Annotated in this window: 16 protein-coding genes; 2 read left to right on the forward strand and 14 right to left on the reverse strand. The window is 34.3% G+C overall.

Annotation, left to right across the window (positions count from 1 at the left end):
- Positions 1-298: 298 nt before the first annotated feature.
- Positions 299-919, reverse strand: coding sequence for a nitroreductase family protein (locus tag bsdtb5_RS17485; protein WP_271713254.1), 621 nt, complete (start codon positions 917-919; stop codon positions 299-301).
- Between the two features lie 135 nt (positions 920-1,054).
- Entirely contained in the window at positions 1,055-1,813 is a 759-nt protein-coding gene (locus bsdtb5_RS17490) for a tRNA threonylcarbamoyladenosine dehydratase (protein WP_271713255.1), read from the reverse strand.
- 695 nt (positions 1,814-2,508) lie between these two features.
- On the opposite strand from bsdtb5_RS17490, the gene bsdtb5_RS17495 reads away from it, so the two are divergent.
- Positions 2,509-3,075, forward strand: coding sequence for a hydrolase (locus bsdtb5_RS17495; protein ID WP_271713256.1), 567 nt, complete (start codon positions 2,509-2,511; stop codon positions 3,073-3,075).
- Between the two features lie 489 nt (positions 3,076-3,564).
- Here bsdtb5_RS17495 and bsdtb5_RS17500 read toward each other — a convergent pair whose 3' ends face one another.
- A complete protein-coding gene (locus bsdtb5_RS17500; protein ID WP_271713257.1) occupies positions 3,565-3,969 on the reverse strand; it encodes a hypothetical protein in 405 nt (134 codons plus the stop codon).
- 733 nt (positions 3,970-4,702) lie between these two features.
- Between bsdtb5_RS17500 and bsdtb5_RS17505 the strand changes: the two genes are divergently transcribed.
- Positions 4,703-6,559, forward strand: a complete 1,857-nt coding sequence (locus bsdtb5_RS17505; protein ID WP_271713258.1) for a GGDEF domain-containing protein — start codon at positions 4,703-4,705, stop codon at positions 6,557-6,559.
- Positions 6,560-6,983: 424 nt separating this feature from the next.
- Here bsdtb5_RS17505 and bsdtb5_RS17510 read toward each other — a convergent pair whose 3' ends face one another.
- The 11 genes from bsdtb5_RS17510 to cysK form a co-directional block, all read right to left on the reverse strand.
- On the reverse strand, positions 6,984-8,492 hold the full coding sequence (locus bsdtb5_RS17510; protein ID WP_271713259.1) for a response regulator transcription factor: 1,509 nt from the start codon (positions 8,490-8,492) through the stop codon (positions 6,984-6,986).
- A gap of 14 nt (positions 8,493-8,506) precedes the next feature.
- Positions 8,507-10,306 carry a sensor histidine kinase gene (locus bsdtb5_RS17515; protein ID WP_271713260.1) on the reverse strand — a complete coding sequence of 600 codons (1,800 nt, stop codon included), beginning with the start codon at positions 10,304-10,306 and terminating at the stop codon, positions 8,507-8,509.
- 103 nt (positions 10,307-10,409) lie between these two features.
- The gene (locus tag bsdtb5_RS17520) at positions 10,410-12,053 is read right to left on the reverse strand and encodes a type 2 periplasmic-binding domain-containing protein (RefSeq protein ID WP_271713261.1); all 1,644 of its coding nucleotides are present in this window, start codon (positions 12,051-12,053) and stop codon (positions 10,410-10,412) included.
- A gap of 22 nt (positions 12,054-12,075) precedes the next feature.
- Complete coding sequence (locus bsdtb5_RS17525; protein WP_271713262.1) at positions 12,076-12,996, reverse strand: carbohydrate ABC transporter permease; 921 nt, start codon at positions 12,994-12,996, stop codon at positions 12,076-12,078.
- 50 nt (positions 12,997-13,046) lie between these two features.
- Positions 13,047-14,012, reverse strand: coding sequence for an ABC transporter permease (locus bsdtb5_RS17530; protein ID WP_271713263.1), 966 nt, complete (start codon positions 14,010-14,012; stop codon positions 13,047-13,049).
- 136 nt (positions 14,013-14,148) lie between these two features.
- Positions 14,149-14,751: a hypothetical protein gene (locus bsdtb5_RS17535; RefSeq protein WP_271713264.1), complete on the reverse strand. Its 603-nt coding sequence runs from the start codon at positions 14,749-14,751 to the stop codon at positions 14,149-14,151.
- Between the two features lie 28 nt (positions 14,752-14,779).
- A complete protein-coding gene (locus bsdtb5_RS17540; protein WP_271713265.1) occupies positions 14,780-16,117 on the reverse strand; it encodes a glycoside hydrolase family 30 protein in 1,338 nt (445 codons plus the stop codon).
- Between the two features lie 436 nt (positions 16,118-16,553).
- Entirely contained in the window at positions 16,554-19,679 is a 3,126-nt protein-coding gene (locus bsdtb5_RS17545) for a hypothetical protein (protein ID WP_271713266.1), read from the reverse strand.
- A 515-nt stretch (positions 19,680-20,194) separates the two neighbouring features.
- Positions 20,195-20,299 carry a Fic family protein gene (locus bsdtb5_RS21990; protein WP_408628608.1) on the reverse strand — a complete coding sequence of 35 codons (105 nt, stop codon included), beginning with the start codon at positions 20,297-20,299 and terminating at the stop codon, positions 20,195-20,197.
- 49 nt (positions 20,300-20,348) lie between these two features.
- Complete coding sequence (locus bsdtb5_RS17555; protein WP_330611734.1) at positions 20,349-22,946, reverse strand: GH36-type glycosyl hydrolase domain-containing protein; 2,598 nt, start codon at positions 22,944-22,946, stop codon at positions 20,349-20,351.
- Positions 22,947-23,743: 797 nt separating this feature from the next.
- Complete coding sequence (cysK, locus tag bsdtb5_RS17560; protein ID WP_271713267.1) at positions 23,744-24,679, reverse strand: cysteine synthase A; 936 nt, start codon at positions 24,677-24,679, stop codon at positions 23,744-23,746.
- Positions 24,680-24,730: the final 51 nt, after the last annotated feature.

The raw sequence follows: 24,730 nt of genomic DNA on the forward strand, positions 1-24,730 counted from the left end.
ACTATTTTGATATGTTTTATATATATTTTTTATTACTATACTATAGCCATATTTATTTGTCAATACCTAAACAAATATGACTATCTATCCTTTTTATCATTTAACGTCTATACGTGTATAATTCTCTAAACTTAACGTATGAAATTAAGAGCAATTTTCTATAAATTAAAAAAGCTTCCTAAATACCAAAACATTATCATGTCATGGTATTTAGAAAGCTTTATGTTGTTCTATCTATAATTTATAATTTCTTACTCGTTTTATAGATTCTATTAACTACACTCGATATGAATCTAAATTATTTGAATTTCACATACTCTTCACTAGGCTTACGATATCCTCTTACACGGAAACTCGTTTGATCCATTTTTCCCATCGTAATCATTAGAATTGGAATTTCATTTTCTGGTATATCAAAGATTTCTTTTACTTTATCATTATCAAAATATATCATTGGGCAAGTATCCCATTCAAGATTCTTTGCTAACAGCATAAAGAGCATACTAGATAAAGAGGCATTTCGAATTGCTTCTTGCACCTGAAATTCCATTCCTCTACTTTCATATAATCCATTGATTGCTGCTATCATATTATTATATTCGTCTTCGTCAATTATTTTTAACAGTTTAGAACTTTCGTATATCTCATGTGCTTTTTTGTAAGCATCAATATCTCCTGTAACAATAATTGTTGCTGACGAAGTCTTTACTTTATATTGCTTATAAGCTGCTTCGTATAGTTCTTCCATTACCTCTTTAGATTCTCCTACATAATAATGCGCATGTTGAAGATTAAAACAAGAAGGTGCTAAAGAAAGATTCTCGAAAATCTGTTCAAATACATCCCTAGGTATCGTTACCCCTTCTTTAAATACATTCGCTGATCTTCTATTCTGAACTACATCTAAAAATTCTGCCATTTTCCAATCCATCCTTTCGATTTTTTCTTAGGTTATTATAATTCTTAATATTGATAATAATTACTATTTTTAATAATTATATCCTATTTAAAAGATATCTTCAAGTATTTTTTTCCAACTAAACTCTATATTATACTATCGTATTCCAGTAATATCTTTAATAACTTCCCCCGCGATAATTAATCCAGCAACTGAAGGTACAAAAGAGGTACTTCCTGGAACTTGTCTTCGAACCGTACACTTTCTCTCTGTTCCTGGTGGACAGATACAATTATTCTTACAAGAATTCGAAGTATCTTCGATTGGAGTACGTGCTGGTTCTTTGGAATATACTACTTTAAGCTTCTTCACGCCCCTTGTCTTTAATTCCTTACGCATAACTTTTGCTAATGGGCATACTGATGTCTTGTAAATATCTGTAACTTCAAATCTTGTAGGATCTAATTTATTTCCTGCACCCATACAGCTAATAATTGGAATATTCTTTTCCTGTGCTCTCATCACTAGCTCGATTTTTGCAGAAACTGTATCAATTGCATCCACTATATACGTATATTCTGAAAAATCATATTGATCTGCAACTTCTTTTGAATAAAAAGTCTGATGAGCATTTACTATCGCTTTTGGGTTAATCTCAAGAATTCTCTCTTTCATAACCTCAACTTTATATTTACCAATGGTCTTTCTTGTAGCAATAATCTGTCTATTAATATTGGTTAAACATACTTTATCATCGTCGAAGATATCAATAGTACCAACTCCACTTCTTGCTAAAGCCTCAACTGTAAAGCCACCTACACCGCCTACACCAAATACTGCGACTCTTGCCTGTTCTAATTGATTCATTGCTTCTGTTCCAAATAATAGTTCTGTTCTTGAAAATTGATTTAACATAATTTATCCTCTGATTTCTATATAATATTCTGATGTTAGGGTCCAATAGCTTTAATTTAGTGTACTGAGTGTATATCGCTGTATAATTATGAATTTTGGCTACCTTTCCCTCAGGCACCATATTTTTTACAAGCCTCAGAACTAGCGAAAATACTCACTCACGTTCCTATTTTCACTATGAGTCTTGACAAAATATAAACGATACCTTCGGCCGGACTACGCCAAAATTAATAATTATACAACGATATACACATTGCAAGTTATAAAAGGCTAGCTATTTGACCCTAACATCATATTCTATATTGTGCTACACTTAAGTTACTTAATTTTTTAAGAAATATTCTTGATTCTCTAAACATTATTGTATGCATTACAAGAGATCTAACTATAATATAAAAAAATATATATCATGCATTCTTCAAGACTATATTCTTATTATCGATTTTCTTTCTATCACTCCCCAATATCACGGAATATGAAATGAATTTCGGAGAAATTTTATTTCATATTCCTAATGTCTCGCACGCTTCTCGCGAGACTATTCATACTAACCTTATTGTTTTAGTATTGTTAAGGGTTGACAACTTCCTAACAGAGACTTATTATAACATAAAAGGTTTTTTATGTGAATGATTTTTTATAATCCAACCGTAAATACCATACGAATATACTATAATTATTTTGGAGGTGTACCGATGAGTAATATTCCATCACTTGACGAAGCTTATGAATTATTGCAACAGTATAACAAAGATGAATTTCATTTAAAACATGGTAAGATTGTATCTGGTGTTATGCGTTATTTTGCGAAAGAATATGCACCTGACGAAGAAGACTTTTGGGCTGTAGTAGGGCTCCTTCATGATCTAGACTTCGAATTATATCCAGAAGAACACTGCATCAAAGAGCAAGAACTTATGCGCGAACGAAATATTGATGAGAGAATTATTCGTGGGGCTGCAAGCCATGGTTATGCTCTTACGGTAGATATAAGGCCAGAGCATATCATGGAAAAGATTCTATATGCCGTGGATGAATTAACTGGATTAATTGGAGCTGTTGCTATTATGCGCCCTTCTAAAAGTGTTGGCGACCTAGAATTAAAATCGGTGAAAAAGAAGTTTAAAGCCACAAACTTTGCAGCTGGTTGTTCCAGAGAAGTTATTCAAAGAGGTGCCGATATGCTTGGTTGGGAGCTTGATGATCTAATTCTGCAGACCATCCTTGCCATGAGAAGTCTGATTTCTGAGATGGAGATCTAGGTTTTATATAGATTACTATCATACCTCTTATAAATTTGATAACAAATTCTACAAATTACTCAATATGATAATGTTGGAATCAAAAGCATTATTTTAGTTTACTGAGTGTATATCTCTATATAATGATGTTGCCCGACAAATGACCTGTTTCAGAATTTAACCTGGCAATTTACACAAAACGGAAAAAGCGATTGCGCCTTTGAATATGTATTAGAAGATCTTGTTCTGGGATTATTTCGTGTTATATGCTAGGACAGATCTGTTTGAGCGCAGCGAGTTATCTGTCCTAGCATATGTTTTACACAAAATAATTCCAGAACTAGAACTTCTTATACATACTCAATGAAGCATGAGTGTTTCTGTTTTGTGCAAATTGCCTAGACTACTTCCCAAACAGGTCATTTGTCGGGCAACTCATTTATATTAAAAGCTATTTTCTTTTCATAAAACTTTTCGTTATGTATTTTTAACTTAGTTTATAATGTAGTTCTATACATACAAAGATCTCAACACTCTTTTTTCACCCTCCGTCAGATACACAGTTGGTGAATTATCATCACAAGTGTTACGATTCTCCACAATAAGCACTGTCGTTTCTTTTTCTAAAGTATGTGTATGCCATACTCCTTTTTTGATATTATATAATTTTAGAGGTTCCATGGCGATACTCTTAATCTCTTTAATCCCCTCTCCATCACCACCAGAAAATAAAGTACAATTTCCTTCCAGAAGAACAAAGATTTCATCCGTTAGGGTATGCTTTTGCATACTCGCTAAGTTATCAATCTCCAATTCTTCGCAATATCTTAGGATTGCTACTCTCCAGGTTTCATAATCAATTACGGGTTTATATCCCTCTTCTTTGTATTCGCTTACTGTAATATCATTTTCCATGTCTTGTTACCTATTCCTTTCCAATTTTCACTTATCTTTTCTCAAGTTGTTATTTTTTTGTTTTTTTCTTTTTAATATTTTTTGTTTTCTAATTCTTTTCTTATTATTAATGGCTCTTTATTTATCTACTTTAATTATAAAGGTAAAAAAACAATAAGTTCACATGTTATTTTTTTAAATGGTGTTGTTTTTTTATATTATGGTTTGCCCCACAAATGACCTGTTTTAAAATCTAGCCTAGTTATTTGCACAAAACAGAAAAAGCGAATGCGCCTTTAAATATGTATTAGAAGATCTTGTTCTCGGATCATTTCGTGTTATATGATAGGATAGATCTGTTTGAGCAAAGCGAGTTATTTGTCCTATCATATGTTTTACACAAAAGCTCCCCTCTATCGCCTATGGCGATGTAACAATCAAGGGGTGTGAAAATTTTCTTTTTTCACACTATGATCTGAGAACTAGACCTTCTTATTACATATTCAATGAAGCATGAGTTTTTCTGTTTTGTGCAAATAACCTAGACTGCCTCCAAAACAGGTCATTTGTGGGACATGCATATCTGTTTACATCTTTATCTATTTTGTATAGTTAATTTCATTTAATTATTCATGTTTTATTATAAAGTTCTAAAAAATAATGATTTTATGTCATACTTGTCCAGGAAATATGATACAATAGTAATATCGATTTACTTTATGTACTATTATCATATCAAAGGAGAGAGGTCACATTGAGCAGGCAGAAAAAAGTAGCATTATTTATATCTCACGCATTTGGAGATTATCAAAGGGAATTATGTAATGGAATTGTAAATAAAGCCTCCTCGTACGGTTTCAATGTCGATATCTTTTCATCAAACGATGGGGAATCATTTGATGACTTAGGTCTTGGAGAAGATGGAATATTAGACATACCAAAATATCAAGAATACCGTGGAATCATAATTGCTTCTGGTACTTATGTAGATCAAGAATTACGCGAGAATATCCTTAAGACCATTGAAGCTAATTGTAAATGTCCTATTATCAATGTTGATCAAGGAGAAACTAGATTACTTAGTGTCGAGATAGATAATCATGAGCCCATGAAAGAACTAGTGAATCATATGATTCGAGTACATAAATACGAACGTATTTGCTTTATTGCCAACAAAAATGAGGAGATCTATTCGAATCAGAGAATTATTTCCTATAAAGAGGCTTTAGCAGAAAACCAAATAGCATGTGAAGATAAGAATATAGCTTGGGTCCTAGATTCTCAGACTTCTGTGTTACAAGCTGTAGAATATTTTATACAGAATGACAGCAAGCTTCCTGATGCGATTGTATGTTATAACGATACGATTGCTTTAAATGTCGCAAGAGTTCTTAAGGAAAAAGGCTATCATATCCCAACCGATATTGCAATTTCAGGTTATGATAACCTTGAGATAGCTGCAAACAATATCCCTCCAATGACAAGTGTTGAATTTCCTGTCTATGAAATGGGTATGATTGCAATGGATAAGATTATTCACTCTATCTCAGGGGTGGAAAAAGAACGAACTACCGTCATTCCAACACATCCTATCATTCGTGGCTCCTGTGGCTGTGTGAATGATAATTGCAATGTGGACTCGAATTATAATCTGAAATTAATCCATCGAATTGCCAAACGTGAAAAAAGTAGTATTTTTGATATGAATATGGCTGGCTCTTTAATTAATATAACAGATATTGATGAAGGAATGGATGTATTAGAACAATTTATCACTAGCATTGAGAATCTAGAGGGTCTATATATCTGTTTATATCATAACTGGAATTCCATCTCGAACAAGATTAGAGAGATCACGAATTATGAAGAAGAAATGGATGAACATGATGGAAATGATTCCATGACTACATTAAAGTTTGGTATTAAGAATAAAAAAAGAATACCAGAATATAGTTTTAATTCTAAGATGCTCTTACCAGAATATCTTTATTCCAATAGTTCAAGTGCTTATTTTTATATGCCTCTTTATTTTAAAGATAGAAAATTTGGTTACCTTGCTCTATCCTACTTGAATAATCTACTTTCTTATGATTTTAGCTTTATGTCTTGGTTACGTAACATTAACAATATGCTACAAAGAATCTGTAATAATATTGAACTGAATACCTTAGTGAATCGCTTAGAAGAACTGTATTTAAAAGATGAAGTAACGAATCTATATAATCAGAGAGGATTTGAGAAACAGATTGACAGTCTTATGAGATCCGAAGAATTACATAACACTAGCATTATGGTTGCAACATTTACACTGAAAGATTTCAAGAAGATTCTTGAGAATCATGGTTATTCCGAAGCTGAATTCTCAATCAAAGTATTAGCAAGTGCCTTATCTCGTTCTATATCAGAAGATGCCTACTGTGCAAGAACAAGTATGGAGGAATGTCGCGTCATCGCTATTAACTATGACGAGCATAAAGCCGCTCTTTTCATTGATACAATCAATAAATATCTTGCTAACTATAATGCTTTATATCCAAAGGACTATGTCATTCAGGTAACTAGCAACTTTAACATTACATATCCTGATCACCTGGATATCTATCTGAGCTAGCGAACTCCTTAGTCAGGATAATCTCTAGAACCTGTTATAGCACTTAACAGAGGATATTCCTAAATTAAAACTATTCCTAAGCTTATGATGCTGCTTTACTAAATGTCATGAGTTACCTAACAAATGACCTGTTTCAAAATATAGCCTGGCAATTTGTACAAAACAGAAAAAGCGATTGCGCCTTTGAGTATGTATTAGAAGTTCTTGTTCTCGGATCATTTCGTGTTATATGCTAGGACAGATCTGTCTGAGCGAAGTGAGTTATCTGTCCTAGCATATGTTTTACACAAAATGCTCTGAGAACTAGAACTTCTTATACATACTCAATGAAGCATGAGTTTTTCTGTTTTGTGAAAATTGCCTAGACTACATCCCGAACAGGTCATATATTGGTCACCTCTTGATTTTGCACCAATGAAAGCATTTAGTTCGATAAACTTTTTCCAATCAAGGTATTCTTTCTATATTCGGTTGGTGACACACCGCAGATACTTTTGAAGATCTTCATAAAGTGTTTATCATTTTCATAACCGATATTCATGCCAATCTCCGAGATTCGCATCTCTGTAGTTTCTAGTAGTTTCTTTGCTTCTGCAATACGGATATTTTTTAGGTAATTCACAAAATTACATCCTGTATATTGCTTAAATGCATAAGAAAATAACGAATAATTCATGGATATGTAATTGGATACCACTGCCATGTTTAAGTCACTATTAAAATTCGAATTGATGTAAAGCACAGCTTGCTGAATCTTTAATTTATTATGGTAATCGTCAAATTCCACAATAAGTCTTTTATTCAGATTCACAAACCACTCTTTCATTCCTTCGCAGAATTCCTTCGCTGATGCAAAGGTATAGATTCCTTTATAAGTAATGGATTCCTTTTCACTTAGTTCAATTGCCTTCTTATAGGTACTAATTACTTTGTCAATTAGCATATTCATATTTTCATAAAAAGAATCTGGACATACCTCATCTGTTTGTAATTTATAATGAATATGATCCATCATTTTTAATACTTCGTCTATTTTCGATGTTCCAAGCATCTGAACGATTTGATCGATTATCTTTTCATCCAATTTATTATTTGCATTGTTATCTTTCCTATCTAGAGTATCATCTTCTAGGGTAAACTTATTATTCAGATTCAAAGATTGGTAAGATACCTGATGTTCCTCATTAATAAACGCCATCTTTCTAGCATATAGAGCTTCAAGATAGGCTTCTTTCAATTCCCCAAGCCCCTTGTGGCTACTGCTTACTCCTACATAGTAATTGCATAGTTCCTCATTTAGAAGTTCACGCATTTTCTTATTTTCCACGATAAAGATTCCCTGTTTATCCACATCTTTAAGATAGGTAATCCCATCAATATCTCCAAAGCTATCTTTATCATAATTGGTACAGCATACCTGATAATCCCCTTCAAAGAACAAGTTATTAAAATGTTTCAGAATAATCTCTGTCTCTGTACTAGTGATTTCTTTATTTAACATTAAATATTTTAACTGCTGATATCCAATATTCAAGATTCTATGCGTTCTCTCTTTGCCCTCTTGTATTTCCTGTTCTAATTTCAACAATATATTGTTAATTTGCGTTCTCTCCACAGGTTTCAGAATATACTCCTTTACCCCATATCGAAGTAGTTCTACTGCATAAGAGAAATCATCATAACCACTCACTACAACTGTTAAGGGTACATGGTTAAACTTTTGCATTTCCTTAACTAAAGTAATTCCATCCATTTTAGGCATTCGAATATCTGTAATCATAACATCAACGTTCTGATTCTCAATAATTTCTAAAGCCTCTTGTCCGTTTTTGCATTCAATCACATTGTTGATTGGTACTTCTGACCGCAGTGCTATTGTCTTAATTCCTTGTCGAATCATCTTCTCATCTTCAACAATTAATAGTGTGTTCATCTTTCCCCAACTCCTTACACTCTTCTATTACGTGGAATTCTTATTGATACTTTGGTATAACATCCTAACATGGAGGATATGTCAATACCATACTGTTCGCCAAAATGAATTCTTATTCTATCTTGAACATTTTTTAGACCAATGCCATTCCCTGAACCTCCGCTTGTTTCTATATCCTCTTCTATCCTTCGGTGAAGCAGACCAAGTTCCTCATCAGTCATTCCTTTTCCTTGATCGGTTACTTCGATGATAAACTCCTCTTTTTTCACAATCCCTTTTATATAGATATTGGTATCTTCTGCAAGTTGTTCAATTCCATGACTGATTGCATTTTCAACAATTGGTTGAAGAGACATCTTTGGAATCTCTTCCTGCCATAGTTCCTCCGGTATATTAAGTGACAGATAGATCTCATAGTCGAATCGAAGATTCATAAGATTGATATAATCTTTAATATAATCGATCTCTTGCTCAACTGTAACATTCTTTGAGAGACCCTTCATACTGTAGCGAAGCATCTTTCCTAATGAGGTTATGGCATCTGATATGTCATATTGTTCATTAACTTCCGCCATCATCTTGACAGATTCTAATACATTATAGATAAAATGAGCATTTATCTGATTCTGCAGGGCACGAATCTCAGAATTCTTAACTAGAACTTCTCGATCTATATTATCTTTCACTAATTGCTTTATTTTCTTAAGCATTATGTTAATCTGCTCCGATAATTCCCCTATCTCATCGGTTCCACAATAAGGCACCTCCACATCTAGATTACCATTTTGTACGATATGTAAGGTCTTTAGAACATCATAGAACCTCTTTGAGCCAGTTTTAACAATAATATTTATGACTATAATTAGTAATTCTAATGTGATAATTAATAGTAAGCAAGCTAGATTACGAAAGACATTTACATTATGGATTATCTTTTTTAAAGATACTACTTTCACTAATCTACCATCTAGTTCATTAATGGTCTTTGAAGCAATTATAACCTCCTCACCTGCTATCTTAGTCACTATAATCTGATCTTTCTTACTTTTATTATTTACTTTCGATAACAATGTACTTACGTAAGGATTCCAACGATTCTTCTTACTTTTATTATAATATTGTTCTCTAGTAATATTATCGATAAAACAGGACCATGATCTCTCATTGGTATCAAAAAGCTTTGGAAAGGCTGTCTCCATATGAATTGCAACTTCTATAATTCCTAGACGTCCGTGGGAATGATCTGGTATTAAGGTAGTTAATGACATAATGTGTTCCTCATAGGCTCGCACATGCTTTGGAAATAGGGAATCATTAAAATCATAATGCCAAGTTCCACTTTCAATAACTTCTTTCCCCCAAGACAATCGTCTCAACCGTTCTGTCCGATATAGAATTGGCATCATCTCCTGCATCTCTTTATTATCAGCATATACACGTATCTGATATAGATATGGATTACCATTTACAAGCTGTTCTAGACTTGAGATATCATCTCGATAGAATTCCATAGAGTCCGTTATGCTAATTTTCTCCCCTGACTTAACTCGTTCTAGATAACGAAGTAAATTGGGACTATTGAGGAATACCTGAGTTGACATATTACATAATTCAATTATCTTTTGAAGATGAGAGTAATCTTGATTAATGGTTGTCTTTAGCTGACCAATTTGATCATTCACTGCATTTTTTTGTACATTATGTAGGAGGAATACAAAAAATATTATAGTAGGAAACAAGGTAAAGAAAAAAACAATAAACGTAATCTTTTGTGTAATCTTTCGCTTCATTAACAACTCTTTGATATACCCCAAATTTCTCCCCCTTTGCTTTTGTATACACTTTCTTCCATTATAACACAAAGCAGAACAGACTACTATAAATGCTTAGCCTGCCCTACTTTTACATTATTCTATATTATTGGATACCTAATTTTTTCTTAGCTTCGTTCATTAATTCTGTTTTCTTAGCTAGAACTTTATCAATACCCCAGTCTTTACGTTTTTGCATAAAATCATTCCAGATTTTATCAAATTGTGCATCTGATTTTGCTAATAGAAGTTTAGGTAATACAACACCCCATTCATTATCAATCTTAGACTGACTATCTGCTTCATCAGAATCTGCTGGTAAAGTAACATCATATTGTGATGTACTGATTACATATGGATAAGTCCATTCTTCCATTTGTCCTAAAGGTTCTGGAGTCTTAACTGCCCATTTAAGTGCCATTGCATTGTCTTGGAACATCCAGTATGCTGAGTCAGCACCATATTGTTTATCATATGTTGCACGATCTGAATTTAATAATTCTCGAACATCCTCATGCATTACTTCTTTCTTATTCGCATCATAATCCCAAGTCTTTCCTTCAACGCCTAACCAAGTCATGTGTTGTCCGTGTTCACTCATTAAATAAGTACATAATTGGATAGCACGGTCAGGATGTTTACAATTCTTAGAGATCATAGTTAATGTCCAACCACTGATACCTGTTCCAGGTAATGTATAATTATCACCTTTTGAATTCTTAGGTCCATCTACAGCAATATAGACACTGTTCTTATCTTTTGAATAAAGAACTTTTTCTTGAGCTGCTAAGTCAGTTCTTTGGTATAACATACAGAAGTAACGACCTTGTGCAATCTTTTCTTCCATTTGAGCTCTCTTATCGATGAAAATGTCATCTGCAAGATATCCTTCTTGACCTAATGCACGGAATGTCTTTAACCATCTTACTAATTCTGGATCAGTAAATCTATCATAGTACTTTCCATCTTTTTCATATGGAATCGCTAAAAAGTTACATAAATATTGATCAAATGAAGTACATCCAGTTGCACCAAATTCATGTGCACCAATAGGAATAAGTGGTTGACCATTTACTTGTGGGAACATCTCAGTAGCTTTTTTCACTGCTGCTGTGAATCCTTCTGGAGTAGTCATGTCTGGGCTACCAATTGCTTCATAGATATCTTTTCTTACAAGGAATGTTTGGTTTGATGAAATGTTATCATGTTTTTCATAGTCTGCTGGTGAGAAAGAGGAGTTAGGATATCCGTAGATATGACCATCTTCCTGTGTAAACCATTTTACACGACCTTCATCTGCTACTTTAAACCAATATGGATCATATTTCTTAGCTAATTCATCAAGTGGATAAACCATTTCATCTTCAATCAATTGGTTCACTTGCCCTTCATACCATCCCAAAGTTACAAGGTCAGGTAATGTATCAGAAGCGATTAATGAATTTAATTTTTCTGCTTCATTACCAGCTGGTACGATAAATTTAATGTTACATCCTGTTTCTTCTGTAATTGTTTTTGAAACAAGATTTTCACCCCAAGGTGTTGTAAACCATGAAAAGTTAATATACCATGTTAAATCCACCTTTTCTTTTGCATGTTGTTGCCAACCTGGAGTATTCGCATCTGTTTTACTAGCCTCTTTTGAAGAACTTGTTTCTTTTGTATCATCTGATTTCTTTCCACATGCTACAGAAGAGATTGCCATAACTAGTACTAATAATACAGCAAGCATTTTTTTGATTTTTTTCATAATGTTTCCTCCCTTAATACTTTTATTCCTTAACTGCACCTACCATCATTCCTTTTACAAAGTATTTTTGTAGGAATGGGTAAACACAGCATATAGGCACTGTTGTGATAACCATGGCAGCTAACTTAATCGCTGTTGATGTAGTATCCGTTTTTGTTACCTGTACTGCAATACTATCCGCCATCTGAGAAGATTGTACCTGAGCAATGAGACGGTATAAATAAGTCTGAATTGGCTCTAAATCGGTACGATTGGTCATAAACATTAAACCACCAAAGTAGTCATTCCATTGACCAACTCCAGCGAATAAGGCTATTGTAGCTAATACTGGTTTGGATAATGGTAGAATAATCTTTCGAAAGATAGTAAAATCATTGGCTCCATCAATCTTAGCGGATTCCTCTAGTGCATTTGGAATCTCATTAAAGAAATTAATGAAGATTAATAAATTAAAGAAATTGAATGCAGCTGGAATTATGTAAACTAAAAAGTTATTTAGTAATTGCATTTGCTTAAATAATAAGAACGTTGGAATCAACCCACCAGCAAAGAACATGGTTACCATACCAATTCCCATGTAGATTTTTCTACCAATTAATCTTGATTTGGATAATGGATAAGCAATCATTGCAGTAAATAACACGTTACAAGCTGTTCCAAGAAGTGTCTTACCTATTGTAACCTTAAATGCCTGGACTACACTACTATCTTGAAATACAGCCTTATAGCTTTCTAAGGAGAACTTTCTAGGGAACCAATAGATTCCTCCTTGAAGTGCATCTGTTGCATCATTAAATGAATTTACAACAACATACCAGATGGGGTATACACACAGAAAACATATTATGACCATGAATGTAACATTAATGGTATCAAATATAACGGTTCCTTTGGAACGCTTTATTTTTCTTTTCACTTTTAAACTGTTATTCTCTTGACTCATTCTACTCTCCATTCTGCCGAAATACCGCGAATTTAGGCGCTAATACCAATTTAATATAATGATCTCTTTAACACTTTTTTACTTGTGGTATTTGCAATTATTAATAGAATTAATGCAATTACCGACTTGAATAAACCAACTGCAGTTGCATAAGAATATTTACCCATTGTCATACCAACTTGGTATACATATGTATCAATAACTTGACTCCTGGACACATTAATTTGATTCTTAAGGATTAAGATCTGATCAAAGTTAGAGTTAAGTAAACCAGACACTTGTAATATAAGCATTAAAGCTATCGTACCTGTAATAGCAGGTAATGTAATCTTCATAATCTTTTGAAATTTATTCGCACCATCTACGGTAGCAGCTTCATACATCTGTTGATCTACACCAGCAATTGCCGCTAGATAGATGATTGCCGACCAACCGAGCTCTTTCCAGCTATCTGAGATTAATGACACCCACCAGAAATACTTTGGATCACCTAAGAAGGAGATTGGTTTTCTGATAATATGTATTGCAACTAAGAAATCGTTAATAACGCCTTCTTTACTTAACCATGTTACCAAGATTCCACCAAGCACTACCCATGAAAGGAAATGTGGAAGGTAAGATAACGTCTGTGCCAATTTCTTGAATTTGATTCCTCGTAGTTCATTTAATAATAGAGCAAAAATAATTGGTAATGGGAAACCAATAATTAACTTTAATAAGCTGATTCCTAACGTATTGACTAATATATCATTAAAATTACTATCCTGAAAGAAATCTTTGAAATTATCTAATCCCACCCAAGGTGCTTCTGCTATTGTTCTTGTGATTCTAAATTTTTTAAATGCAATTATGATACCACCCATTGGAATATAATTAAATATGAACATCCATATGATTCCTGGAATTACCATCAATTGAAGATATCTCTGATTCCATAATTGTCGTCTAAATCTTCCCTTTTTCTTTTGTTCCTTTGGGTTATTCGTATGATTTAGCGCTAATGCTGAACCTGCCATGTCTTATTCCTCCGTCCCTTCTCTTTATAAGTGTCTGTTCCGTTCCTATAAACTACTCCGTATCGAACAGCTACCTTATATAACAATTATAACTTCTGAACCTTTGCGATATAATGGGCGTATTTTATTTTAGGTGTCATTTTTTTATTTCGCCTAAATCAATCTGATTCCATATCTTTTCGTTGACTTCTACTTCATGTCCTTTTTTCATCTCTTTATAAGCAGTCTCGTCATCTATTCCCTTATTCTTATAGTTATCTTCATAATATCTAGTACTTAGGGTAATCTTTTCTTGTATCCATAAAAGATCCTCTTCTGTAAGATTCATCTTTGCAATTTCTTCTTTTGGAACATTATTTACAATGCTTTCAACCTTACTCTCGCAATTCTTCACCTCATCATCCGTTAGTTTATATTTATTATCAATTGCCATCTGGTAAAGTAATTCATATTTTATCGCATTATCTAGGGTTTCTTCTTTCATCACATCACCCATTGTTTTTCCGTCTTTATACTCTTTATTCCAAAAATCTGTATCATTTAAAAAGGAGGCATACATCTGACCTTGTAGTGTTGTGAGCATAATATGATACATCATTTCATTTACGTGAATCTTTGATTGATCCACGGTTACTACTACATCATCTGCCTGATAAGCATCATCCTTATTGCATGCTGTGCTAATTGCTAAGATAAGAATTACTAAGAGTACAGCTAATACTCGGATATTTTTTTTCATAAGATTTCCCCCATTACTCCTCTATTTTTTAACCTTCTAATACAAGTGTTACAATACTGTGTTCCCCTATTGTTAGTTCTGTACCTGTACCACATACGCTAAGAATTACTGGCACTTCTTTTTCACTCTTATTCATAAGTACTACAACTTTTTCTCCATTTGGATTAAGGAAGGCAGTCACCTCTATATGATCTGTATATCTTGTGTGAGCAATTCTTTTAGCACCTGGTAAGATGAACTTACTGAATTGACCGATGTAATAAAAGGTAAGTCTCTTTTCAAAAGTATCTTGCTTTGTATCACACATGATTGGAGCTGCGCAGAAGTTACCTACGTGATTTGGTCCACCTTTTTCATCTAATACTAAGTTCCAGTCGATATAACCGTTCATCCCTGCGTTGAGATTACCAAGAATATCATGAGCATACATTTCTGCTTTGTATACTTCATTGGAATCCATGAAACGACTATATTCAACACAGCCTTCGGTAAATAATAGTTCTTTGTCTGGATATTGTTCTTTTACCAATTGTACTGCTTCAAAATGATCTCCTGTATACCAGTGGAAGGCTACCCCTGCGATATATTCCTTTGCTTTCTCATCTTCTAAAATATCTCTTGCTCGTTCGAATAGGATCTCTTTGTTATGATCCCATACATAGATCTTAACATGAGATAGACCTTCTTCTTTTAGAACAGGACCTAGATGATCTCTAACGAATTCCATCTCTTCTTTGGCACTGAATCTACAAGAATCCCATGTTTGAGTTGCTTCTGGTTCATTCTGTACAGTAAGCATAGTAATATCAATACCATCATTTTTGCAATCTTTGATATATTTAGCAATGTATCTTGCCCAAGTATCTTGATGTTCTTCTTTTAGTTTACCACCATGATTCATCTCACCGTTGGTCTTCATGAAACTAGGTGGACTCCATGGAGAAGCTAAAAATGTAATCTCATTCTCACTTACTTCTTTTGCTAGCTGAATAAATGGAAGAATATATTGTCTATCTCGATCTCGATTGAATGTCTCGAGGTTCGTATCCTTTTCATCTTCTACATAAGCATAATTACCAAGTGCAAAATCGCAACTATTGATATGAGTTCTACATAAGGTATAGTTAATTCCATTCTCACCGAAATAAGCTTCTGCGATTTCTCTTTGCTTCTTTTCACTTAATAGAGAAATGTTATATCCAGAGGATTCTGTAAAAGCTCCTCCAAATCCATAGATTTCTTGATATGTGATCTCAGGATAGATATTTACAATATTCATTTCTCCGATGTTATCGATCTCTTTTAGTTCCGATTCTTCTAGAAATCTATTGTTATTAAAGTCAGTTGTTATTCTTCTAATCTTCATGATAATTTCTCCTCTTAGCTTGTTTCATTGATTTTATGAGTGCCCGACAAATGACCTGTTTGGGAGACAGTCTAGGCAATTTGCACAAAACAGAAAAACTCATGCTTCATTGAATATGTATAAGAAGTTCTAGTTCTGAGATTATTTTGTGTAAAACATATGCTAGGACAGATAACTCGCTTCGCTCAGACAGATCTGTTCTAGCATATAACACGAAATAATCCCAGAACAAGATCTTCTAATACATATTCAAAGGCGCAATCGCTTTTTCTGTTTTGTGCAAATTGCCAGGCAAAATTCTGAAACAGGTCATAAGAACTGTTGTGCTGTGAATATATGTTATATTTGCTTATCAACGTATGGTTCAATATTCTTTGGAAGCTATGATATTAATGACATATCTCTATTCAACTGAATCCCTATATCTCATAAATTATTAGTCATTCTGCAATGTAACACTTATCGAATCTACAAGTCCGTTACGTATATCAATTGTACTTTGACCAATAACTACACTTCCGTCGATATGTTTTTTATCTCCATTTTGATAGTTTAACTCCATAGCAGTTATTGTATATTTTCCTGGAATCACATCTTTCTTACTTGTAAGATGATAGGTTACAAGCACTTTTCCTAAAAAGGCTGCTTCAATTGTCTTCTCATCACCTACTAAGTAATCTGGTATCGCAGGTTCGAATTCTAATCTTAATACTCCATCTTCATAAGTAAATGGCTTCTTACCAAACATCATAAATTGCCACATGTTAATAAATTCGGCAGTGGATCCACTTAATCTAGCTACAAAGCCCTTGCCATGAATCTTTTCATTTGGATTGGCGCTGCTTGCTAAGAAGGAGGAATTTTCAAGAAGACTTCTTCCATAGGTATCCACATCTAAGAATGGGATACAAGCTTTCTTTAGATCATCAAAATACTCGTGATAAAGTTCTGATCTTAACAGTTCCAATAAGTATTTGTATTCCATGTGTAACCAGATGGATTCATTCTCTAACCAGCCTGGTGTAAAAGCTTTGGTACGTCCTATCTCGTAAGAAGCGTCTTTTAGAGAAGCATTTACTTTATACATCGATAACTTTTTATCATATAAATCGCTCTTTCGAATGTTCTGATATAATTCTACTTTGTCTTCCTTCGAATGTTCTAATTTCAGGTATCTTACTGACCCTTCTAAGAATAATGGTAATGGCTGTACTTTAAACTTCTTAGGATAGATCTTTCCTTCCACTTCTTTATAATCGGTTACTTCATAAGTAAAGTAAGTAGGACAGATTCCATCTTCATAGCTCATTGCCTTTTGAATACCTGCATCCACCACTTGATCCCATAATTTTAATACACTTAGTAAATAGGAATCTGATAGTGCAATCTTATCTCCGCTGACACCCCATAATGTCTGTTCACGGTATTCTTCTTTGACTTCATTTATCTCTTCCCAGAATCTGATTACTTCTTTTTCTGTTGTAAGAGACTCTTGATATCCCTTGGCAATATGATACAGATCTTCCATCAATTTCGCTACTTCGGTAAATACGATAACGGATTGATGATGCTTCTCAATCATCTTAATCGTAAATTTAATCATTCTACTTAATTCATATGTCTCTGCCATAGAGGAACCAAATATTCCTGGAAGCCCGTTGAGTGCATCATACCAACCTGGTTTACCGCTCTCCATCTCAATTCCCATACCGTATGGATCAAGTGTTGCAAATTTGGTTGTGTTCAATAGAAGTAATTTCTCCATAAGATTGGAGGTAACAACATCACCTTTTCCATATTTACTTCTTAACTTCTTATGTGTTATCCCTTTTTTCACAGTTCGATCTAATGACTTATATTGACGAATACCATGTTCCGTCTTTACATAACGATCTTCTCTCTTAAGAATTTTTACCTGAGTCTCAAAGTAGGTATAGGTATTATCTTCAAATAATAATGTTTCCTCTTTATCTGGGTAGATACTTAAGTAAGCTTCAATGAGATCAAGATTGTAAGTCCAGTGATCCGTCCAGTATCCTTCGCCAAATTCACCCGCTACATCCCCACTCGATGCATTAATGACGATATCTAGGAACTCTTTGATCGAATCCAAATTATTTAATTCATATTTACTAGCTTCCATAACCAAATGTCCTGGTGTGAAGCTTGAATTAAGAAATTTACCAAATGTTTCTTGGTATTCCTTTTTCACGTATCCTAATACTCTCTTACGATTCGATTCTTCGATATGATAAGATATCTTCTCAACGGATAATGGACTATAGCCATCAATCTGACCTAAGTTATAGAACGTCTTAATATTCGCATCCTTTACATATGGAGAAAATAGAACATCGCTTCTTCTATTTTGATTCACATCTCTAAAGTTACCATTTCCTTGCGAATAAAACTCTGGAAGCATTCTAAAATAATTATAATCTCTTTCAATATCGCCATGTTTTCTAGAATATAGGTAGAAGATTTTATCTTTTCCTAATACAATCGGATATCCTCCACGAAGTACGTTATCTAGATAAGTCTGCTTGGAATAGGAATCAAATATCTTGGAACCTGTCTTAGTATGTATTACCTTACATAGTTCTTCGGTTAATTGGATTGCTTCTTTTTGTTTTGCTTGAAAGTAAGAAGCATCCTTACATTTTTGCATTAAAATATCTAGGTAACTCTTCTCTTCGACTTGACCGATCATCTCATAGATGGTAAGTGTCTCATCAGTCTTTAATTCTTTGCTTTTTCCAAAGAAACAACAAGGTAGATTATTCTGAGTTACTTGTTTTTCTACTAATAATGCATCAACCGCTTTTCCTTTGAATCCTTCTGCCACGTTAAGTGTTGTATCATAGTGAAATACCACTTCTGGATCTACGATTGGAGCTAATTGTTCTCCATCTTCTAATATGGCTACTGCGAAGTTACCTCCTAATACTTTAGATACATCCGCCGTATCCTCCATACTAACGCGAACTCTAAAATATGGAACTTTTGTCTCTACATCTTCTACTTGCATCCATGCCTTACACGTTTGTCCCATCTCCTTCATGGAATTCATGTTAACACCAAATGGAACAAGTGCTGGCATACCATCTAGAATCTCGAAGGCAATTGTCTTACTGCTTGTATTTTTAACACTTACTTTACGAACCAATCCACCAACTCTTTCACTTGGAAGTGTAAAATAAGTCACTTTGATTTCTAAGTTATTCTCTGAATCTTCTTCTATGATTTCTAACTCATTCATACCGATTAGCATCTTTTTCGCTTTAGTCTCATCCTGAAATGGCTCAATGTATTTGCCATTCTTTTTTAAGAAAGTACGAAATCCAATCTTCTTGGTATTCTGATATGCTTGGTGCGCAGGGAAGAATTCCATAATTGCATGATCTTTATCTTCAATACCAAAACTTGTGATACACTGTCCTCTATTTACATAATAGCACCAGATTGGGATTCCGTATCTGCCACTAATTCCAGGTAGGAAACTTGAAAATGTTGATTTCTTACCATAATTCTCAATTACAAATCGTTCATTCTTGTCTAACATACGTTGCCCTCCATTTCATAGTTTCATTATAATAATTTGTAATTTTTCTTACATTGTCTCATTTTTTAATATGGTATCATTTTTTTAGTTTTAGCTCTTAGTCTATTATTTAGTTCTTGGACGTGAACAAGTCCCTTAGGAAGTTTATTGATAAATATTACGGTATGCACCTGCGTGCCTGGATTTTGGGATAAAGAAGTATAAGAGATTCTAAATGAAAAAAGAATCACTCAGAACATAATCAGAAGGAGCGAACTCGCTGAAAAGCGCTCAGACAGCACTCCTTCTGATTATTGAATGATTCTTCTTTCATTAAGATTCTCTAATACTCTTTAAAACAAAATTCAGGCACGCAGGTGCATACCGTAATATTTAGGCAAGGTGTTTAAGGGACTTGTTCAGTGGGGACTTTATTGGATTTCCTTTTGACTTATGATATTCTTCAAAACAGTGATAATATTTTCTTCGGTCTGAAAACTTCACATTAATAGCAGGAAAGACTTCTTTCATAAGTTCTAGGTTAAGTAGCAACGATCTGTTCTTCCATTTCCATTATTGATGGGATGTATCTTCTCAAACTTTAAATGTAGCAATGCTATCCTTTCGATTGTAAAATGCAAGAGTGTTACCCGATGAATTATAAAGCAACACTCTCATTCTTATTCAAACTTATTCTAATAAAACCACAATCTCATGGTATCTATCTGCTTCTAATCCTTCAATTACTTTTCGATCAATTCTTCCCTTATGGCTAGTAACCATTATATCTTCACCATTTAACAGAACCCTCATAATCTGATAGTCTCCATACTCTTTTTCATTCACATTCTGATAAGTAACTCTAAGATTACGATTCGCAAAATTCATCGTTAATGAAGCATTATTCTTAGAATTAAATTGTTGCTTCAGAAGTTTCGGTTCGAATACTAGATTGCCCTTGCTTCCTTTTACTCCAAACATTTCAGTAATCACCGTTAGCATCAACCAGCTGGCTGCACCAGTAAGGTAGTGATACATTCCCCTACCTTCTTCATTAAAATATTCAGGTATTCCAGGGTAGATTCTACTTACTTCAAAATTATTGACTTGTTGGTATAATGCGTGAATTACTTTGTAACCTTCCTTCGCGTATCCTCTCTTATATAATGCATTGGCATACATAACTGCCATATGGGAGAATACTGCTCCATTTTCCTTATGACCATAGGCAAATCCAAACATTCTACCTAAGTCATCCTTCACCTCATAGAAGTTCGTATTTAGGCGATATCCACCAACTTTTTCTTCATATAAGTATTCATCTGCTGCTTTTATGATTGCTTCTACCTGTTCCTTCGTTGCAGTATCTGACATAATGGTGAACACTTGGCTCGTTAGCATCATGCGATTTCCTTTCTCAAATTCACCCTCCACTCTTCTTCCATGATTATCATAATACCCATTAAACCAAGAATGATTCCCTACCGTGATCCACTCATTCTTTTTAATATGTTCTTTGATCCACTCTGCCTTTTTCGTTAGGTCCCTGGCTAGAGCTTCACTCGATAATATAATAAAATCTCCTGATACCTCTTGCTTACATGTATAACAATAGTTATGAAGACATTCCTTTTTCTTCGTAACGTCGTCATATATCTGTGTCTCTTCCTGTAGTAGACTTCCAAGTTCTTTGACTATCTTAATCTCTTTCATCCCTTTTTGGTCTTCTAACACCTGAATCAACTTGGCAAGAGTGATTAGATTTCCTGCATAAGCTGCTGTAAATGCAACACTCTCTCCCTTCTGATCAGCCATATCAAGTGCGTCATTCCAATCAGCACCACGTAGACGCATATGATTATGTTCTCCCACATCATAATATGCAGTCAGATGTTGCACCAATAGATGTTCTAATATACTTCCCCTATAGATATGATTTTCTTTGTCTATTAGACATGGCTTTCTATCACTGGTAAATGTAGTATCGATCTCTTCTCCACGAACCACTTGCTTATCATAGAAATAGGTATTCTCCTCTAAGAGAATATCGATATCACCTGTTTGTTCAATATAGAAGTTCGTGGTAATCAGTGGCCATACTCCATGATCCATCCAGACTCTAGTGATATTATTACGATCTGCAATGAATTCACCTTGCTGTTCACCGATAATCGTAGCATTGGTTCCGTCCATACGAACTCCAGCAAAATTATCAATTAGCATCTTACGAACTCCATTTGGATTCATTATAAGAAGTGCTAGACAGTCCTGCCATAGATCTCTCCATCCTCTACCTCCTTTGCCATAATCGTGATGTGGTAAAAAGGAACATCCATAGATTCTACGAAGAATCGGCTGCACACTTACCCAATACATAAATTGATTAAAATCAGCATCTCCTGTCTCATAATACACATTCTGCTTCTTCTCCCAGTGTTCTTTCGCCTGTTCCAAAGCATTCATCACGTCTTTCACTGTGGAATATGCTAGTCCCACCTCTTCTATCACACTCTCCTTAGTTGCAATGCCCATTCTAATGATAAAGCTCTTCTCTTCTCCCGGCTTTAACGTGCATGGTTCAAATTGAATTCCACCCATAGCTTCATATCCATCTAGGAAGATTCCTTCGCCTACAGGCTCTTTCTCTCTGATGATTGCTTCTGGTCTTTCAAAAGAACCACCTTCTCCAATATATTTTTCCACGCAAGGAAAGAATCCTTTTGGACATTCCCCTTCTCCTGTCGAGCCAGATACATAATAAAGCAGTTCGTTCTTTTTATGACCTCGTTCATCAAAAGTTAAGGTAGGGTTAACAATAATACTATTTCCAGTAGTCTTGATACGGTGTAATAGTGAAGTTACATGTCGATGATCTCTGATATTATCTGCTGAGCGACAATATAGTGGAATTGCTGCAGTTGCAGTAAATGTAATCTCTTCGTTACTTATATTCTGAATATCCACCTTCATGATCTCTACCTGATGATCCATTGGAACAAAAGACAATATGCTTGAACTTAGTCCCATATCCTTCGATACACGATGGATGGAATGCCATAACACACCTGCTCTTAAGGTTACCTCTTCTTCCTCCCTTGTAAATACCTTCGCTTGTTGACTAGAAGATACGCCTGTCGCTGACCATTCTCCTTTTCCTTTTACATTACACCAAAAGTTACGACTTACTTTATTGGCATGCAATTCTTCACTACTGATTGGTTGTAACAAAAAGGAATTCTGACTCGTTTTAAAATCTCCTGAAAGATATGGATTAACTACACTTTTCACTCCGTTTTCGTTGGCGATGGGAAATACAAGTAACTCGTATTTCCTGGATATTTCATCTCAAAGGTTCCTTTTTTATCAATATATTCATATGCTTTCATGATTTTCCTCCCTAATCTACTCTGGTATTTGTATTATACATTTTCATAACTTTTCGATTAAGGTATTATTTTTTGAATAGGTGGGGATTTTTTATTCTTGTAATAAGATGACCTGTTGTTAAGGTAGTCTAGGAAATATGTACAAAACAGAAAAAGTGATTGCTTCATTGAGCGTGTATAAGAAGTTCTAATTCTCAGCTTATTTTGTGTAAGACATATCCTAGGACAGACAACTCGCTTTGCTCAAACAGGTCTGTCCTAGGATATAACACAAAATGAACTGAGAATAAGAACTTCTAATACATGCTCAAAGGCGCATTCACTTTTTCTGTTTTGTACATATTTCCAGGCAAGGTTATGGAACAGGTCATAATTGGATGAATTGTAATCTGGTACTCAACCTAACCGTCTTTAAGACAACAATTTCAATCTAGGTATTTTTATGCCATATATAAAAGGTACTTCTGAAATAGTTATCGGCATTGCAAACTCTCGCGCCAAATGTGGACGCATCAGCGACATCTTCCCTTCGCGCTTATGTGCATCCTGCACGTAGTGCTTTTTAATTTATAAGAAATTTAAAGAAATGTCATATAAATTAAAAATAGCTCCGACATGAATATTTCTCAAGTCGGAGCTATTTTCTGCTACCTTAATGAATAGCGTCTATTAATAATTATGAATATGAAACTGGCAATATTATTCTGCTTTGAATAAAGGAGTTGAAAGATATCTTTCTCCTGTATCTGGTAATAAGACTACGATCTTCTTACCTTTATTTTCTGGACGTTTTGCTAGTACTGTTGCTGCATGAATTGCTGCACCTGATGAGATTCCAACTAATAGGCCTTCTTGTTTGGCAACCGCTCTTGAAGCTTCGAATGCATCATCATTTTCTACTTGAATAATCTCATCTACAACATCAAGATTAATTACTGCTGGTACGAATCCTGCACCAATACCTTGAATCTTATGTGGTCCTGGTTTACCACCAGATAATACTGGTGATGCTGCTGGTTCTACTGCAACAACTTTAACGTTAGGATTTTTCTTCTTTAACACTTCACCCGTTCCAGTAACAGTACCACCTGTACCTACACCAGATACGAAGATATCAACTTCACCATCTGTGTCTCTCCAGATCTCTTCTGCTGTTGTAAGTCTATGAACTTCTGGATTGGCTGAATTCTCGAATTGTTGAGGTATAAATGAATTGCCGTATTCTTCTGCTAAGCTTACTGCTTTCGCGATTGCACCTTTCATTCCTTCTGCACCAGGAGTTAATACTACTTCCGCGCCTAGAGCTGCAACGATTGTTCTTCTCTCAACACTCATTGTATCAGGCATTGTAAGGATTAGACGTAGGCCTTTCGCTGCTGCAACAAAAGCTAAACCAATACCTGTATTACCGCTTGTTGGCTCAATGATTACTGTATCTTTATTTACTTTACCTTCTTTGATTGCAGTTTCAAGCATAGCATTGGCTACTCTATCTTTTACACTTCCAAGTGGATTAAAATATTCTAATTTAGTGATGATTGTAGCTTCAAGATTATTCTTAGCCTCATAGTTGCTTAATTCTAAAAGTGGTGTGTTTCCAATTAAATCTGTTAATTTTTTTGCGATCTTTGACATAATAATTACTTCCTTTCTTTCTTATACGATTATTGTTAGTATTCTTTAAAA

The sequence above is a fragment of the Anaeromicropila herbilytica genome (assembly GCF_016591975.1).
Taxonomy (GTDB): domain Bacteria; phylum Bacillota; class Clostridia; order Lachnospirales; family Lachnospiraceae; genus Anaeromicropila; species Anaeromicropila herbilytica.